This window comes from Sulfurimonas aquatica (assembly GCF_017357825.1).
GTDB lineage: Bacteria > Campylobacterota > Campylobacteria > Campylobacterales > Sulfurimonadaceae > Sulfurimonas > Sulfurimonas aquatica.
Genome location: NZ_CP046072.1, coordinates 1,717,931 through 1,739,060, shown reverse-complemented (window position 1 = coordinate 1,739,060; position 21,130 = coordinate 1,717,931). Strand labels below are relative to the sequence as shown.

Below are 21,130 nucleotides of genomic sequence, written 5' to 3'. Positions count from 1 at the left end.
AGTTACAGAAGCATATCTGTAACTGGTCCTTGAACACTATTTATATGCATTTTTTGAAGAGCTTCTAACTCCTCGTTTGTTCTAACAAACGTCGCTATGATTTCTATACCCAAGGAGTCTGTCATAATTTGAATCGCACTCATAGAATCATGTGACTGGTCAAGTAAAAAAGCTGTATCTGCTTTTAAAAATGCAGGGTTGAGCTGTTTTAGATATGTAAAATCATTAGACTCTCCAGTAAAAGAGTTTATTCCAAAACCAAAACCATACTTAGCAAAAAGCCTTACAAATGCTTCAACGGCTTCTGTATTTTTGATCGCAAATGTATCTGTGACTTCAAATGAGAGTTTAAAGTTAAGAGTTCTTGCATACTGAGAAAAAAGTGATGACAACTCATTATATGAGCTAGGATCATTGATAAACTCTTTTGAGAGACGAATTGAGCATAAACAGTCATCTATCTCTTCATGTTTGGTTGTAATGAGATCACGAAGTGCTACTATATACATTTTAGAAACAAGTCCAAGATTAATCGCAGGCGCTATAAAGTCACCATAAAAGTACTTTTTATTTTCACCTCCATCTATAGTGAAAGTCATTACTTTATGGTCGATTTTTTTAGTTTTGGCATTGAGTGTTGGCCAAAATTTTAGACTAAAGTGATTTTTCTCGATTGACTCTTCTATAATGCTTCTCCATTGCTCTTTTCCGAGTGCATTTGTTTCATCTTTTTCCTCATAAAGGCAGATATTGTCCTCCTCAAATGCTTTAGCACGAGAGAGTGCGTTATCTGCTCTTGTAAGTAAGTCTCCTATATTAACTGTTGGTTTGTATCTATAGAGACCTATGTTAATATATACACTCTTAGGATCAAGTGCATTTATCTCAATTAACTTATTAAAGTGTTCATTGATTCTTTGAGCATTTTGAGATGCTTCGTCCGCTTCACAGTCAGGTAACATAAGGGTAAATTCAGTGCCATTTACACGAGCTACGACTCTACTGTCAAACATTTTATATACTTCGTTAAAGTCTTTTGCTATCTCTAAAAACATCTCATCCGCTTTTTGACGACCTAAAACTTGGTTGATAACTTCAGCACCACTAAGAGCAATAAAGATGATGGTTCCACCATAGGTCTTATTTTCTTCTTTGATTAAGTCTGGAAGCTTGAGCATTAGGTATCGTCTATTGAAAAGTTTTGTAGTTGGATCGTTATAGAGTAGTTCTTTGTTTCTTTGAGCCGCCTGATTTCCTTTGTGAAAAATATCTTCAACTTTTCTTACCATAGCATTCATGCCCATAACGACATCTTTAAACTCTGTAGTATATGGCATCTCTTCTTGAATGATAAACTCATTTTTCAGTATAGCTTCTGCCTGTTTTTGTATTCTATATAGTGGTTTTAGAACTAAACGCAGAAGAAAGCTTAGTATAGTTAATGTCACAGATAAGAAGACTATAAAGAGATAAAATAGTTTTGTAAATGTTTCATAAAGTGCTTTATATACAATAGCTACATCGCCTTGAACATGTACTCTACCTATCATACTCCATCCTGAGGAGACATCTGCTGAAACTGTTTGAAGTTCAATATTTGCAAAATTGATAAACCATAAAGGAACTCCCTCGATTGGATGATTGTCTATCTGTTTATAATCACTTTTCCCATCATTGGACTCAAAGTGAATCATTTTATAGTATCCACTATCAAACTCGGAGTCTATTGTTGTCACTAGAAGTGCTCTCTCATCACTAGCTTCTGCTAGTTTACTTGTGAGTGTTGATATATTATTTACAGTTGTCTCATACAAGCTTTGTAGCATATCATCCTTTGCTGATTGATAATTTATCACCATTACCGAAGAGAGCAATATAATAATAATCATCGAGGTGATAAGCGCTATCTGTTTATAGAGTGTCATAGTTTTTTCCTTTTCATGTCAAGTTCGAGTTTTTTCCATTTTTTAGATTTTGCTCCAGTGTCACCATTCATCATTTTGACAACCTTTACTAAGTCGGGTCTTTTTGAAGCTGGTAAAACCATTTTATTATTGTTATCTAAAATTAAAATATCTTTTTTAGATTTTGGTTTTGGTTTTTTGAGATAGGATAAAACCATGTGAGATATTTTTTTGCCTTTTCTGTCTTTATATATAACATAGGTGAACTTCATCCTTTTTGGATTGACCCCTAACTCTTTAAGTATGTAATATTTTGCAATAGTATAATCTTCACAATCACCTTCATTTTTTCCAACGAATTCATAAAGAGTAGCCCAGTAGTCATTAACCCCATAAAGCTTTTTATCACTTTTGTACTTTATGTAATTGACCCAAGTGTTAACAAAGTTTAGCTTTTTGATGTCATCTTCATCTTTTAATTTTTTAAGGAGTTTTTCGTCTATGGAGATAAATCGGTTTTTAGCAAATTTATTGTATTTTTTCTCAGCATCAGTGATAAGCTCTGGAGTTATAAGCTCTGCAAAAAGGTTTTGCTTAAGCATAAGTATAAAAATAATAAATAAAAATAACTTATGTATTTGCACTCTGTTTTACCTATTTACCTTCAATATTTAGTCAAATATAATACCAAAGTATTATTGTTATGTTCCTAAAATAGTTGTAATATGAGACAATTAAAAAAGTCTCAGGAGTTCTTATGTCAAAAATTATTGGATATGTTACAAAAATAGAGGGTGAGTTTAAAGCTATCAATGCTGATGGAGTAGAGAGAGTACTTCTTATCGGCGATGCGATTTTTGAAGGTGAAAAAGTTGTTGGTGATGGTAATGTTAATAGCTCTATTGTCGTAGCTCTAGAAGAAAATTCGGGTGAGATTGTTTTAGCTGGAAACGAACCATTACTTTTTGACACTTCTCTTTTTGAAGCAGCATTTTTAGATGAAGAAGTAGCGTTTGAAGATGATGAGTACTTTGATGATCTTATGGGTGATATAGATCAGATGGATGAAGTAGAGACTGCATCTGGTGAGGAGAGTAGTACTACACCTGAAGGTGAGCTAAACCTAGACTTTAAAGCACGTGATGGTAAAGAGACTGATGCAAATACAGCTTTAGGTAATGCAAAGTTTAAGCAAGATGAAATAAAGTTTGATGATGATCTAGAACCAGTAGATTCACCTGTACTTGTAAAGTCCCAATCTTATAGTGATGTTCCTGACTATAAAGAAAAAGCACCAGAAGATATTGAAACAGAAACAGCAGGTAATATACCTTTGGATATTGTAAGTGTATTGCCTCCAGTTATTACACCTCCTGTAGAGGATGTACCAGATGTTATACCATTCGTACCTACAATAGTTTCTCCTGACTTAAGTATAAATAATGTTGTAGTTGAAGAGGGTTCATCTGCTAACTTTGTGCTTGCATTTTCAGAGAAGCCAAATAGTGTGTTTAATGTTAAGTTACAATTAACTACAGATAATGGAACTGCCGAACCTATAGATATCTCTTCGGATATGATAGTAACTACTTCAACAGGAAAAGTTATTTCTCAAAACTCTGATGGAACATATGCAGTTCCTGTTGGAGCAACATCACTGAAAATATCTGTTCCTACTACCGCGGACAATATTTATGAAGGTGATGAGACATTCTCTCTTTTTGCTACTTCAGAATTAACTCCAGATGTTACAGTAAGTGGTGAAGGAACAATCACAGATAATGGAACAGGTGATGATGGAGATGATCCAGAAGATCCAAATACTCCTCCAAGTGTAGATAACGATAAACCTCAAATGGTAATCACTCCAGTAACGGTGGAAGAGGGTTCAACTGCAACTTTCGCAGTAACAGTTGGACAAGCGGAAGATCCATATAACGTTACGTTTACACCAACAACTGCAACAGGTTCAGCGGAATCAACAGATATAAATCCAGTGATAGTTGTTAAAGACTCAAATGGAAATGTTATTCCTCAAAATACAGATGGAAGCTATACAGTACCAGCGGGTGAAACAAAGCTAACAGTAGAAGTACCAACAACAACTGATGGCGTTTATGAAAATGAAGAGACATTTGTACTTGGTGGTAAAACGGAGTTTATGCCAAGCGAGACTACAGCAGTCGGAACAATCACAGATAATGGAACAGGTGATGATGGAGATGATCCAGAAGATCCAAATACACCTCCAAGTGTAGATAACGATAAACCTCAAATGGTAATCTCAGATGTAACAATCGAAGAGGGTTCAAATGCAGTATTTGCAGTAACAGTTGGTGAAGCAGAAGATAACTATACTGTTACTTTTAATACAACTACAAATGGCACCGCAGAAGCTACAGATATAACAACACCAATAATTATAAATGGCACAACTGTAAATGCAGTAGCTGGTGTTTATAGTTATACTGTAACAGCAGGAACAACATCATTTAATGTAGAAGTACCAACAACAGATGATAATATCTATGAAGGTTCTGAGACATTTGAGCTAAATGGTAAAACAGAGTTTATGACATCTGATACATCAGGAACAGGAACTATTACAGATAATGGAACTGGACCAGATGGCGGAGATGAGAATGATGTAGGACCAGTGTTTGATCCAGGAACTCCAGATAATGACACAACATCATTTAGTATAGGAGATGTTTCTATATCTGAGGGTGGTCTTATGACATTCACAGTAACCAGAGTTGGAGATGCAGAAGCTTCTCAAACTATAGACTTCGCTACAAGCATAGAAGCAGGTGATAATGCAGAAGCAATAGACTTTACAGGAAACTCTGGAACTCTTACGTTTGCAACTGGCGTTACAAGCCAAACATTTACAGTACAAACTACTCAAGACGTACCATATGAGGGAAGTGAAACATTTACAGCAACACTTAGCAATAACTCAGTAGGCTCAACTATAACAGATGGAGTAGCAACTGGTACTATTAAAGATGATGGAACAGGTGATGGACCATTTAACCCAGGACCAAACGCAGATAATGACACAACATCATTTAGTATAGGAGATGTTTCTATATCTGAGGGTGGTCTTATGACATTCACAGTTACTAGAGTTGGAGATGCAGAAGCTTCTCAAACTATAGACTTCGCTACAAGCATAGAAGCAGGTGATAATGCAGAAGCAATAGACTTTACAGGAAACTCTGGAACTCTTACTTTCGCAACAGGTGTAACTAGCCAAACATTTACAGTACAAACTACTCAAGATGTACCATATGAGGGAAGTGAAACATTTACTGCAACACTTAGCAATAACTCAACAGGCTCAACTATAACAGATGCAGTAGCAACTGGTACTATTAAAGATGATGGAACAGGTGATGGACCATTTAACCCAGGACCAAACGCAGATAATGACACAACATCATTTAGTATAGGAGATGTTTCTATATCTGAGGGTGGTCTTATGACATTCACAGTAACCAGAGTTGGAGATGCAGAAGCTTCTCAAACTATAGACTTCGCTACAAGCATAGAAGCAGGTGATAATGCAGAAGCAATAGACTTTACAGGAAACTCTGGAACTCTTACATTTGCTAGCGGCGTTACAAGCCAAACATTTACAGTACAAACTACTCAAGATGTACCATATGAGGGAAGTGAAACATTTACAGCAACACTTAGCAACAGCTCAACAGGCTCAACTATAACAGATGGAGTAGCAACTGGTACTATTAAAGATGATGGAACAGGTGATGGACCATTTAACCCAGGACCAAACGCAGATAATGACACAACATCATTTAGTATAGGAGATGTTTCTATATCTGAGGGTGGTCTTATGACATTCACAGTAACCAGAGTTGGAGATGCAGAAGCTTCTCAAACTATAGACTTCGCTACAAGCATAGAAGCAGGTGATAATGCAGAATCAATAGACTTTACAGGAAACTCTGGAACTCTTACATTTGCTAGCGGCGTTACAAGCCAAACATTTACAGTACAAACTACTCAAGATGTACCATATGAGGGAAGTGAAACATTTACAGCAACACTTAGCAATAACTCAACAGGCTCAACTATAACAGATGCAGTAGCAACTGGTACTATTAAAGATGATGGAACAGGTGATGGACCATTTAACCCAGGACCAAACGCAGATAATGACACAACATCATTTAGTATAGGAGATGTTTCTATATCTGAGGGTGGTCTTATGACATTCACAGTAACCAGAGTTGGAGATGCAGAAGCTTCTCAAACTATAGACTTCGCTACAAGCATTGAAGCAGGTGATAATGCAGAAGCAATAGACTTTACAGGAAACTCTGGAACTCTTACATTTGCTAGCGGCGTTACAAGCCAAACATTTACAGTACAAACTACTCAAGATGTACCATATGAGGGAAGTGAAACATTTACTGCAACACTTAGCAATAACTCAACAGGCTCAACTATAACAGATGCAGTAGCAACTGGTACTATTAAAGATGATGGAACAGGTGATGGACCATTTAACCCAGGACCAAACGCAGATAATGACACAACATCATTTAGTATAGGAGATGTTTCTATATCTGAGGGTGGTCTTATGACATTCACAGTAACCAGAGTTGGAGATGCAGAAGCTTCTCAAACTATAGACTTCGCTACAAGCATAGAAGCAGGTGATAATGCAGAATCAATAGACTTTACAGGAAACTCTGGAACTCTTACATTTGCTAGCGGCGTTACAAGCCAAACATTTACAGTACAAACTACTCAAGATGTACCATATGAGGGAAGTGAAACATTTACAGCAACACTTAGCAATAACTCAACAGGCTCAACTATAACAGATGCAGTAGCAACTGGTACTATTAAAGATGATGGAACAGGTGATGGACCATTTAACCCAGGACCAAACGCAGATAATGACACAACATCATTTAGTATAGGAGATGTCTCTATATCTGAGGGTGGTCTTATGACTTTCACAGTTACTAGAGTTGGTGATGCAGAAGCTTCTCAAACTATAGACTTCGCTACAAGCATAGAAGCAGGTGATAATGCAGAAGCAATAGACTTTACAGGAAACTCTGGAACTCTTACGTTTGCAACTGGCGTTACAAGCCAAACATTTACAGTACAAACTACTCAAGACGTACCATATGAGGGAAGTGAAACATTTACAGCAACACTTAGCAATAACTCAGTAGGCTCAACTATAACAGATGGAGTAGCAACTGGTACTATTAAAGATGATGGAACAGGTGATGGACCATTTAACCCAGGACCAAACGCAGATAATGACACAACATCATTTAGTATAGGAGATGTCTCTATATCTGAGGGTGGTCTTATGACATTCACAGTAACCAGAGTTGGAGATGCAGAAGCTTCTCAAACTATAGACTTCGCTACAAGCATAGAAGCAGGTGATAATGCAGAATCAATAGACTTTACAGGAAACTCTGGAACTCTTACATTTGCTAGCGGCGTTACAAGCCAAACATTTACAGTACAAACTACTCAAGACGTACCATATGAGGGAAGTGAAACATTTACAGCAACACTTAGCAATAACTCAGTAGGCTCAACTATAACAGATGGAGTAGCAACTGGTACTATTAAAGATGATGGAACAGGTGATGGACCATTTAACCCAGGACCAAACGCAGATAATGACACAACATCATTTAGTATAGGAGATGTCTCTATATCTGAGGGTGGTCTTATGACTTTCACAGTTACTAGAGTTGGTGATGCAGAAGCTTCTCAAACTATAGACTTCGCTACAAGCATAGAAGCAGGTGATAATGCAGAAGCAATAGACTTTACAGCTAATACTGGAACTCTTACATTTGCTAGCGGCGTTACAAGCCAAACATTTACAGTGCAAACTACTCAAGATGTACCATATGAGGGAAGTGAAACATTTACAGCAACACTTAGCAATAACTCAGTAGGCTCAACTATAACAGATGGAGTAGCAACTGGTACCATTAAAGATGATGGAACAGGTGATGGACCATTTAACCCAGGACCAAACGCAGATAATGACACAACATCATTTAGTATAGGAGATGTCTCTATATCTGAGGGTGGTCTTATGACTTTCACAGTTACTAGAGTTGGAGACGCAGAAGCTGATCAAACTATAGACTTCGCTACAAGCATAGAAGCAGGTGATAATGCAGAAGCAATAGACTTTACAGCTAATACTGGAACTCTTACGTTTGCAACTGGCGTTACAAGCCAAACATTTACAGTTCAAACTACTCAAGATGTACCATATGAGGGAAGTGAAACATTTACAGCAACACTTAGCAATAACTCAGTAGGCTCAACTATAACAGATGGAGTAGCAACTGGTACCATTAAAGATGATGGAACAGGTGATGGACCATTTAACCCAGGACCAAACGCAGATAATGACACAACATCATTTAGTATAGGAGATGTCTCTATATCTGAGGGTGGTCTTATGACTTTCACAGTTACTAGAGTTGGAGATGCAGAAGCTGATCAAACTATAGACTTCGCTACAAGCATAGAAGCAGGTGATAATGCAGAAGCAATAGACTTTACAGCTAATACTGGAACTCTTACATTTGCTAGCGGCGTTACAAGCCAAACATTTACAGTACAAACTACTCAAGATGTACCATATGAGGGAAGTGAAACATTTACTGCAACACTTAGCAATAACTCAACAGGCTCAACTATAACAGATGCAGTAGCAACTGGTACTATTAAAGATGATGGAACAGGTGATGGACCATTTAACCCAGGACCAAACGCAGATAATGACACAACATCATTTAGTATAGGAGATGTTTCTATATCTGAGGGTGGTCTTATGACATTCACAGTTACTAGAGTTGGAGATGCAGAAGCTTCTCAAACTATAGACTTCGCTACAAGCATAGAAGCAGGTGATAATGCAGAAGCAATAGACTTTACAGGAAACTCTGGAACTCTTACTTTCGCAACAGGTGTAACTAGCCAAACATTTACAGTACAAACTACTCAAGACGTACCATATGAGGGAAGTGAAACATTTACAGCAACTCTTAGCAATAACTCAGTAGGCTCAACTATAACAGATGGAGTAGCAACTGGTACTATTAAAGATGATGGAACAGGTGATGGACCATTTAACCCAGGACCAAACGCAGATAATGACACAACATCATTTAGTATAGGAGATGTCTCTATATCTGAGGGTGGTCTTATGACTTTCACAGTTACTAGAGTTGGAGACGCAGAAGCTGATCAAACTATAGACTTCGCTACAAGCATAGAAGCAGGTGATAATGCAGAAGCAATAGACTTTACAGGAAACTCTGGAACTCTTACGTTTGCAACTGGCGTTACAAGCCAAACATTTACAGTACAAACTACTCAAGATGTACCATATGAGGGAAGTGAAACATTTACAGCAACACTTAGCAATAACTCAACAGGCTCAACTATAACAGATGCAGTAGCAACTGGTACTATTAAAGATGATGGAACAGGTGATGGACCATTTAACCCAGGACCAAACGCAGATAATGACACAACATCATTTAGTATAGGAGATGTTTCTATATCTGAGGGTGGTCTTATGACATTCACAGTAACCAGAGTTGGAGATGCAGAAGCTTCTCAAACTATAGACTTCGCTACAAGCATTGAAGCAGGTGATAATGCAGAAGCAATAGACTTTACAGGAAACTCTGGAACTCTTACATTTGCTAGCGGCGTTACAAGCCAAACATTTACAGTACAAACTACTCAAGATGTACCATATGAGGGAAGTGAAACATTTACTGCAACACTTAGCAATAACTCAACAGGCTCAACTATAACAGATGCAGTAGCAACTGGTACTATTAAAGATGATGGAACAGGTGATGGACCATTTAACCCAGGACCAAACGCAGATAATGACACAACATCATTTAGTATAGGAGATGTTTCTATATCTGAGGGTGGTCTTATGACATTCACAGTAACCAGAGTTGGAGATGCAGAAGCTTCTCAAACTATAGACTTCGCTACAAGCATAGAAGCAGGTGATAATGCAGAATCAATAGACTTTACAGGAAACTCTGGAACTCTTACATTTGCTAGCGGCGTTACAAGCCAAACATTTACAGTACAAACTACTCAAGATGTACCATATGAGGGAAGTGAAACATTTACAGCAACACTTAGCAATAACTCAACAGGCTCAACTATAACAGATGCAGTAGCAACTGGTACTATTAAAGATGATGGAACAGGTGATGGACCATTTAACCCAGGACCAAACGCAGATAATGACACAACATCATTTAGTATAGGAGATGTCTCTATATCTGAGGGTGGTCTTATGACTTTCACAGTTACTAGAGTTGGTGATGCAGAAGCTTCTCAAACTATAGACTTCGCTACAAGCATAGAAGCAGGTGATAATGCAGAAGCAATAGACTTTACAGGAAACTCTGGAACTCTTACGTTTGCAACTGGCGTTACAAGCCAAACATTTACAGTACAAACTACTCAAGACGTACCATATGAGGGAAGTGAAACATTTACAGCAACACTTAGCAATAACTCAGTAGGCTCAACTATAACAGATGGAGTAGCAACTGGTACTATTAAAGATGATGGAACAGGTGATGGACCATTTAACCCAGGACCAAACGCAGATAATGACACAACATCATTTAGTATAGGAGATGTTTCTATATCTGAGGGTGGTCTTATGACATTCACAGTTACTAGAGTTGGAGATGCAGAAGCTTCTCAAACTATAGACTTCGCTACAAGCATAGAAGCAGGTGATAATGCAGAAGCAATAGACTTTACAGGAAACTCTGGAACTCTTACTTTCGCAACAGGTGTAACTAGCCAAACATTTACAGTACAAACTACTCAAGATGTACCATATGAGGGAAGTGAAACATTTACTGCAACACTTAGCAATAACTCAACAGGCTCAACTATAACAGATGCAGTAGCAACTGGTACTATTAAAGATGATGGAACAGGTGATGGACCATTTAACCCAGGACCAAACGCAGATAATGACACAACATCATTTAGTATAGGAGATGTTTCTATATCTGAGGGTGGTCTTATGACATTCACAGTAACCAGAGTTGGAGATGCAGAAGCTTCTCAAACTATAGACTTCGCTACAAGCATTGAAGCAGGTGATAATGCAGAAGCAATAGACTTTACAGGAAACTCTGGAACTCTTACATTTGCTAGCGGCGTTACAAGCCAAACATTTACAGTACAAACTACTCAAGATGTACCATATGAGGGAAGTGAAACATTTACTGCAACACTTAGCAATAACTCAACAGGCTCAACTATAACAGATGCAGTAGCAACTGGTACTATTAAAGATGATGGAACAGGTGATGGACCATTTAACCCAGGACCAAACGCAGATAATGACACAACATCATTTAGTATAGGAGATGTTTCTATATCTGAGGGTGGTCTTATGACATTCACAGTAACCAGAGTTGGAGATGCAGAAGCTTCTCAAACTATAGACTTCGCTACAAGCATAGAAGCAGGTGATAATGCAGAATCAATAGACTTTACAGGAAACTCTGGAACTCTTACATTTGCTAGCGGCGTTACAAGCCAAACATTTACAGTACAAACTACTCAAGATGTACCATATGAGGGAAGTGAAACATTTACAGCAACACTTAGCAATAACTCAACAGGCTCAACTATAACAGATGCAGTAGCAACTGGTACTATTAAAGATGATGGAACAGGTGATGGACCATTTAACCCAGGACCAAACGCAGATAATGACACAACATCATTTAGTATAGGAGATGTCTCTATATCTGAGGGTGGTCTTATGACTTTCACAGTTACTAGAGTTGGTGATGCAGAAGCTTCTCAAACTATAGACTTCGCTACAAGCATAGAAGCAGGTGATAATGCAGAAGCAATAGACTTTACAGGAAACTCTGGAACTCTTACGTTTGCAACTGGCGTTACAAGCCAAACATTTACAGTACAAACTACTCAAGACGTACCATATGAGGGAAGTGAAACATTTACAGCAACACTTAGCAATAACTCAGTAGGCTCAACTATAACAGATGGAGTAGCAACTGGTACTATTAAAGATGATGGAACAGGTGATGGACCATTTAACCCAGGACCAAACGCAGATAATGACACAACATCATTTAGTATAGGAGATGTCTCTATATCTGAGGGTGGTCTTATGACTTTCACAGTTACTAGAGTTGGTGATGCAGAAGCTTCTCAAACTATAGACTTCGCTACAAGCATAGAAGCAGGTGATAATGCAGAAGCAATAGACTTTACAGGAAACTCTGGAACTCTTACGTTTGCAACTGGCGTTACAAGCCAAACATTTACAGTACAAACTACTCAAGACGTACCATATGAGGGAAGTGAAACATTTACAGCAACACTTAGCAATAACTCAGTAGGCTCAACTATAACAGATGGAGTAGCAACTGGTACTATTAAAGATGATGGAACAGGTGATGGACCATTTAACCCAGGACCAAACGCAGATAATGACACAACATCATTTAGTATAGGAGATGTCTCTATATCTGAGGGTGGTCTTATGACTTTCACAGTTACTAGAGTTGGTGATGCAGAAGCTTCTCAAACTATAGACTTCGCTACAAGCATAGAAGCAGGTGATAATGCAGAAGCAATAGACTTTACAGGAAACTCTGGAACTCTTACGTTTGCAACTGGCGTTACAAGCCAAACATTTACAGTACAAACTACTCAAGACGTACCATATGAGGGAAGTGAAACATTTACAGCAACACTTAGCAATAACTCAACAGGCTCAACTATAACAGATGCAGTAGCAACTGGTACTATTAAAGATGATGGAACAGGTGATGGACCATTTAACCCAGGACCAAACGCAGATAATGACACAACATCATTTAGTATAGGAGATGTTTCTATATCTGAGGGTGGTCTTATGACTTTCACAGTTACTAGAGTTGGAGATGCAGAAGCTTCTCAAACTATAGACTTCGCTACAAGCATAGAAGCAGGTGATAATGCAGAAGCAATAGACTTTACAGCTAATACTGGAACTCTTACATTTGCTAGCGGCGTTACAAGCCAAACATTTACAGTGCAAACTACTCAAGATGTACCATATGAGGGAAGTGAAACATTTACAGCAACACTTAGCAATAACTCAGTAGGCTCAACTATAACAGATGGAGTAGCAACTGGTACCATTAAAGATGATGGAACAGGTGATGGACCATTTAACCCAGGACCAAACGCAGATAATGACACAACATCATTTAGTATAGGAGATGTCTCTATATCTGAGGGTGGTCTTATGACTTTCACAGTTACTAGAGTTGGAGACGCAGAAGCTGATCAAACTATAGACTTCGCTACAAGCATAGAAGCAGGTGATAATGCAGAAGCAATAGACTTTACAGCTAATACTGGAACTCTTACGTTTGCAACTGGCGTTACAAGCCAAACATTTACAGTTCAAACTACTCAAGATGTACCATATGAGGGAAGTGAAACATTTACAGCAACACTTAGCAATAACTCAGTAGGCTCAACTATAACAGATGGAGTAGCAACTGGTACTATTAAAGATGATGGAACAGGTGATGGACCATTTAACCCAGGACCAAACGCAGATAATGACACAACATCATTTAGTATAGGAGATGTCTCTATATCTGAGGGTGGTCTTATGACTTTCACAGTTACTAGAGTTGGTGATGCAGAAGCTTCTCAAACTATAGACTTCGCTACAAGCATAGAAGCAGGTGATAATGCAGAAGCAATAGACTTTACAGGAAACTCTGGAACTCTTACGTTTGCAACTGGCGTTACAAGCCAAACATTTACAGTACAAACTACTCAAGACGTACCATATGAGGGAAGTGAAACATTTACAGCAACACTTAGCAATAACTCAGTAGGCTCAACTATAACAGATGGAGTAGCAACTGGTACTATTAAAGATGATGGAACAGGTGATGGACCATTTAACCCAGGACCAAACGCAGATAATGACACAACATCATTTAGTATAGGAGATGTCTCTATATCTGAGGGTGGTCTTATGACTTTCACAGTTACTAGAGTTGGTGATGCAGAAGCTTCTCAAACTATAGACTTCGCTACAAGCATAGAAGCAGGTGATAATGCAGAAGCAATAGACTTTACAGGAAACTCTGGAACTCTTACGTTTGCAACTGGCGTTACAAGCCAAACATTTACAGTACAAACTACTCAAGACGTACCATATGAGGGAAGTGAAACATTTACAGCAACTCTTAGCAATAACTCAGTAGGCTCAACTATAACAGATGGAGTAGCAACTGGTACCATTAAAGATGATGGAACAGGTGATGGACCATTTAACCCAGGACCAAACGCAGATAATGATAGACCAACACTGAGTATAAATAGTGTGAATGTAAATGAAGCTTCTAAGGCTGAATTTAGTGTTAGTATAAGTAATCTCTCTGTAGAAGATGTTGTATTTGATCTTTCAACTTCAGATGGAACAGCTTTAGTAGCTCAACCAGATTATACAAATTCATTTGAAGTTTCTACTGATGGTGGAACTATTTGGAACTCTGCTACTTCAGCAACTATAGCAGCTGGTTCTACTTCTATTTTGGTTAGAGTGCCTACTAATGCAGATGTATTAAACGAAGGAAGTGAAACCTTTGATTTAGTAGCTACTGTTACAGCCGGTACAACTACAAATGTAAGTGCAAGTGGTACAGCTACTATTTTAGATAACTACACAAGTGCTTCTATTGGTACACCTACTGATGTAGCTGTTGATGAAGATGATTTAGCTGATGGAAATGACGATACTAAAGAGACACTTATAAAAAGTGGCGATTTAGACATCACTGCTGGAACAGATACATTTGATACTGTATTTAACGGTATCACTGATGGTCAGAATAGTGGGCTTACATCTAATAGTGCCATAGTTTATTACTATTTAGATACTTCATCTCAAAACCTAACGGCTTCTACATCTACAACTGCAGGCGGAATAGCTACTGGTAATACAATCTTTACAGTTGGACTTACAAATACTACGGATGCTGCAACAGCTGGATATACATTTGAACTTACGGATGCAATTGATCATGTAACAGCAAATGGTGAGAATGTAGAAACTATAGACTTTGGTTTTAAAGTTCAAGAAGATAATAATACCGATAATGCGACTAGTACTTTTAGTGTATCTATTACTGATGATATTCCACTTTTAAATAATGCTGTGGATACTTTAAATATTGGGCCATCAACTTTTAATGTTGTAATTATTATGGATATTTCTGGAAGTATGGCATGGGATTTTACTTATCCCGATGGCGGAGGTAATACATCAGGTGATGAACGTATGAATGCTGCTATAAACTCTGCAAATGCGATGATTGATGCTTATAATGAACTTGGTGAAGTAAATGTGATGGTTACTAAATTTACAGATTATGCACTAGTTATTCAAAGTGCTGGAAGTAATTGGTTAAGTGCTTCTACAGCCAAAACAGAAATTAGTGCTTTAAGTCCTGATGCTGGGACATGGTATGATACAGCTTTATCGACAACCTATAATGCATATATTACTGATTTAGCAAATGGTGATGTTCCTACAGCGGACTATACTTATGTTTATTTTCTCTCAGATGGTGAACCTACACCTACTCATGAACCTACCGATGAGTTAGCAGATTGGGCTACATTTATAAATGGTGTTGATGCTCTTGATGTTGTTGGGATTACTGCCAGTGTTGCAACAGCAACACTCAATGATGTTGCTGGGGTAGGTGATGCTAATTTTACTAAAGAAGGTTCAGTATATACGGTAACTAGTGAAGCAGAAATGCAAGCTAAACTAGTTGACTCTACAACTGTAGTTGAAGTTGGAAATATCATTTCTAACGGTGCAACTATATTAATTGATGAAGGTGCTGATGGTGCATATGTTCAGTCTATAGTAATAGGCAGTAAAACATATACTTATAGTGGAAATTCAATTACAAATAATGTGGATGCAACTGTTATTGCAGGCTCTGTAATGGATGTAGCTACGACGTTGACAAATGGAACAGATCCAATTGGTTCTTCAATAAAAGTTGATTTTTCTGATGGTTCATACTCATATACTATCAACTCTACTCTTGGTAATGCAGCTTATAGTGAAGTTTTAAGTATTGTAGTTGTTGATAATGATGGGGATCCTATTACCAAGACATTAACATTTGATGTAAATACATCTTCGGGATTACCAGTTATAGACCTTGATTTAAGTAATGATAATGACACTGGTAATACAGTGAATTTCCAGACTACATTTACCGAAGGTGGAAGTGCTGTAAGTATCGCTGACACTGATAGTTCTGTTACAGATGCAGATAGCATTAATATGGCAAGTGCAACTATAGTCCTTACCAACGCAGAAACTGGAGATACTCTTGACGTATCTAGTGTTGCTGGATTGACTACTGCAGTTGACACTGCGACACCTGGCGTTATTACAGTTATTCTTACCGGCTCAGATACTTTAGCAAATTATGAGACTGCTATAGAAGCGATAACATTTAGTAACTCATCAGATAATCCAAATACAACGGATAGAATCATTACAGTTAAAGTAAATGATGGCTCAAATGACTCAGCTTTAGCAACATCGACTATTAGTGTAGCTGGAGTAAACGATGCACCTACCTTAGACCTTGATGCAAATGATGACAATGACACTGGTAGCACTGTAAACTTTCAAACAACATTTACAGAGGGAGCGGGTGCAATAAGTATATCTGATGTGGATAGTTTAATCGCAGACATAGATGATACAAACATAGAGAGTGCAACAATAGTTCTTACAAATGCAAAAACTGATGATGCTCTTAGTGTAGCTGCAGTTGTAGGACTTACAACAAATATAGATACTTTTGTATCGGGTGTTATTACAGTTACGCTTACTGGTTCAGATACCCTGGCAAACTATCAAACGGCTATAGAAGCTATTACATTTAACAATACAAATGCAAATCCTGATACTACAGATAGAGTTATAACAGTTAAAGTTAATGATGGAGATGTAGATTCTAATGTTGCAGCTACGACTATAAGTGTAAGTGCAACAAATAGTCCAACAGTTGTAAATGTAGATACAGATAGCACTGATGAAGATACGACTTTAACGGTAAATGCAGCTGGTGGTGTTCTAAGTAATGATAGCGATGTTGATGATACATTAACCGTAGCTTCATTTACGGTAGATACTGATGGAAATGCAACGCAAGAGAGTTTCACTGCGGGACAAATAGCTACTATAGTTGGAAAAGGTACACTGCAGATAAATACTGATGGTGGTTATGTATTTACTCCAGTAGCTGATTATAATGGAGCTGTTCCTACAGCTACTTACACAACAAATACTGGCTCAAATAGTACTTTAGATATCACAGTAAATCCAGTAAATGATGCAGCTATTTTAGACTTAGATAGTAACGACTCAACAACAGCAGCAAATAGTAAAGATTTTACAACTTCGTATGCTCTAGGTGAAGTTGGTGTGAGTATTGGTGATGTTGATGTGGCTATTAGTGATGTTGATGATACAAACATTGAAAGTGCGACTATTACTCTTACAAACAAACAAGTTGGTGATATTTTATTTGATGGGAATCTACCTACAGGAATAACAGCAAGTGCATACAATGCAACTACGGGTATTATGACATTAAGTGGTTCGGCGACACTTGCAGAGTATGAAACGGCTATAGAAGCTATAAAGTTTTATAACTCAAATACAGGGGCAGATACAACTGCTAGAACTGTAACAGTTGTTGTAAATGATGGAACGGATAACTCAAATACGGCAACTACAACTATAGATGTAGCTACGAATGCATTAAGTGTAAGAGCTCCAGAAGTAGTGGAAGAGGGCAAATCTGCTATATTTATAGTTGAACTTAAAACAACTATCGATGGTTCAGGTGCAAAAATATACTTAACTACAGGTGGAGTAGCAACAAGTGGAAGCGACTACGAAACGCAACTTATGTATGAAAGTTCACCTGGTGTTTGGACAAACGTACTGAGTGATGGTAGTGGAGAGTATGTTGTTATACCAAATGGTGAAACTCGTGCAGATATTAAAGTGAAAACCATAGATGATAGTCCAACTTCAGATGACGGGGAGAGTCTTACTTTAACTGCAACTATAGATGCTGCTGGTTCAGGAACACTTACTAGTTTGGCAAATACAGTTGCATCTGCTGGAACAACGATTACTGAGTTTCCATCATTAACTGTGAGTGCTCCAAATTCGGTAACCGAAGGAAGTAGTGCAATCTTTGAAGTTGCATTAACAAATACAAAGGCTACGACTACGGATGTTACTTTAGCTCTCAGTGGAGAGGCTATATCTGGAACAGATTATCTTGCAACATATGAGTACTCTTTAGATGAGGGAGCTACTTGGGTAAATGTATCTGGAGCTGTTACAATGGCTGCATCGGCGACTATTATCCCTTCATTTTTAGTAAGGGTCACTACTTCTACAGATGCACTAACTGAAGGAAATGAATCTCTAGTTTTAACTGCTACAACAACAGATGCAGCAATTTCTCCAGCTGGTAATAGTGTTAGTGGTGACACAGTTATAGTAGATGCATTGACATTGAGTATAAGTGAAGAAAAAGATGGTGTTGCAATAGCAAATACAACTACAGTGACAACAGCAGCTGATGCAAATTACAACTATATAAAATCGGGAGAGGGAGCTAATGGAAGTGTAACAGATAATGGAGATGGCACTCTTACATATACTGCAAATACAGACTTTTCTGGAACAGATACTTTCTCGTATGTTAAAGTTGATAAAGTTACTGGAGAGAGAACAGGCGCGACTGCAAACGTAACTGTGACAGCGGTTGCCGACACACCGGATATTACGATTAGTTTTAATGAAGCTATTATTGAAAATATTATTGATTCAAATGCATGGAACTTAATAGATACGAATGGGAGTGTTGGTACTACAGAAGATGTATCAGCTGGTGTACTTGTTGATACAAGTATATCTTTTGATATTGGAAAAGGGGATTTTGTTTATCAGTCTTTTGATACAGTGCTAAGTGGGTTCTTTGATATTGATATAAGCTATACAAATGGGGGCTTGACGATATACGGAGGGACACTCTCTGGAACAGATATTGTAAGTATTAGTCAGATATCGGTAGGACAACTTACTTCAGGAGTTGCTGAGTCAGTTGACATGACAGGATTTGATACAATATTAGTTTCAAATGTTAATAGTAGTGCAGCAAATATTACCTCTTTTGCAGCTCAGGAGACAGTTGGTGCTACAAATACAATGTACGATGTAAATATCACTAATTATTTAGCAGATACAGATACTCAAAGTGCTCAAAACGAAGAGTTACAAGATGTTACTTTAGTTGTTCAGGATAATACAGGTACAAAAATTGATTCGACTGACTTCTTTAATCAAGGTAGTTACAATACTACTACTGATACATGGACATTTATACAAACTCAGCTAGTTGGACTGACTATTACAGTTACTAATACACTCGCTTCAAATGGATTTAAACTTGTGTCTACTGCAACATCACAAGAGCTGAGTAATAGTGATACGGCAAGCGCAACGGTAACTCTGGATATTATTAGTAGTAATGATACACCTATCATAGGTGACAACACTCTAATTATGGCAAACGAAGTAGGTTTTAGTGGAACTATATCAGAGAGTATAGATACTTACTTCTCTACTGATGGTGGAAACACATTTACATGGGATACAGCTAAATCAAATATCCCTGACCTATATGTAGGTGGTGAACTTGTGGTAAATACTTACAATAGTGTTGCAGGAACTGTTACAGGTTCAACAACTACCAGTGGAACTGTATATACTGTTACAATAGCTCCAGCTGATGGGGATAATGATATTGCAACCGGTGGTTCAACAGTAACGTACAATCAGCCAAGTGCACTACTAGGGGTTGAAGTGAAAATAGATGGTGGTATAGTACTCCCAGGTGGTGGAAATAACGATACGATTATCTTAGGTTTCAATAATACCGATGGAAGTGATTCCGGTGTAAATGCAATTGTAGTTGCACATGATCTGATAGAAGATACAGCAGCTGAGATATCAAGTCCAACTCCTGAGCATACAGTAAATACAAATAATTTTTATATAGGTGTTGATAGTAATAATATGAATGCAGGACAGCAACTTATATTTGATTTTGCAACAGTTGGATCTGATGGCTCTGGTAATTCTTCAACAGCAAATGAAGTCTCATCAATGGATATTAAACTCTTTAACTTTGGGTCTGAAAAATCTGGCGATGAGCTTTATATAACTGTTAAAACAGCAACTACAACTGAAACTATTCTTTTAACACAAGATTCTGATTATACAACAGAGTTAGAGTACACAGTTAAAAGTGCTAACAGTCATGCTATTACTAGTGTTGAGTTCTTAGCTGGAAATGAGAGTTCGTTTAAGCTAGGTATTCAGGGTATCAGTGCAATAGATTATAACACTGACTTTGATATGACTTTAGCTTATGCGATTACTGATGCAGATGGCGATAGTGACATTGGTTCTGTGACTATTAGTCTTGATGGAGATGAAGTGGTTGTATATGACTCTACTAAAACTTCAATTGATGCGGGAGACGAGCAAACAGGTATAACTGCTACTGATGACACTTTAGTATTTAGCGGAGCAACTTTAAATGAAGGAATTGACTTCTCAACAATTGCAAACGATAAAGTTAAAAACTTTGAAGTTATTGACTTAAATAGTGATGCAGATAGTGGAAATGATGCACATACATTAACTAATCTCTCATTAGCTGATGTTGTTGGTCTGACAGATGTCAATAATGAACTAAAAATAGATGGTGACTCAGGAGATACTGTAAATGTTTTAGATGAAGGTGGAAACACTTGGACTAAAGGAGGACCAGTAACTGAAGGTGCAAACACATATGATACCTATACTAATAGTGGTGATGCTTCAGTGACAGTAAAAATCGACACAGATATAAATGACAATATCATATAGCTAAGAAAAGAACCTCAAAGCCTCAGAGGTTCTTTTAATTTACACACTAAGGATATAATTAAGCCAAATAAGCTAGAATATAATGAAGGAATAA

3 protein-coding genes are annotated in these 21,130 nt (G+C 37.6%); 1 reads left to right on the top strand and 2 read right to left on the bottom strand.

Annotated elements, in window-relative coordinates; all coding sequences use genetic code 11:
• Positions 1 to 2 precede the first annotated feature (2 nt).
• Complete coding sequence (locus tag GJV85_RS08240; RefSeq protein WP_207560913.1) at positions 3 to 1,925, bottom strand: bifunctional diguanylate cyclase/phosphodiesterase; 1,923 nt, start codon at positions 1,923 to 1,925, stop codon at positions 3 to 5.
• Complete coding sequence (locus tag GJV85_RS08235; RefSeq protein WP_207560912.1) at positions 1,922 to 2,548, bottom strand: transglutaminase-like cysteine peptidase; 627 nt, start codon at positions 2,546 to 2,548, stop codon at positions 1,922 to 1,924. The genes GJV85_RS08240 and GJV85_RS08235 overlap by 4 nt, the downstream gene beginning before the upstream one ends.
• Before the next feature lie 113 nt (positions 2,549 to 2,661).
• Between GJV85_RS08235 and GJV85_RS08230 the strand changes: the two genes are divergently transcribed.
• The gene (locus tag GJV85_RS08230) at positions 2,662 to 21,036 is read left to right on the top strand and encodes a Calx-beta domain-containing protein (protein WP_207560911.1); all 18,375 of its coding nucleotides are present in this window, start codon (positions 2,662 to 2,664) and stop codon (positions 21,034 to 21,036) included.
• The last annotated feature ends 94 nt before the right edge of the window (positions 21,037 to 21,130 follow it).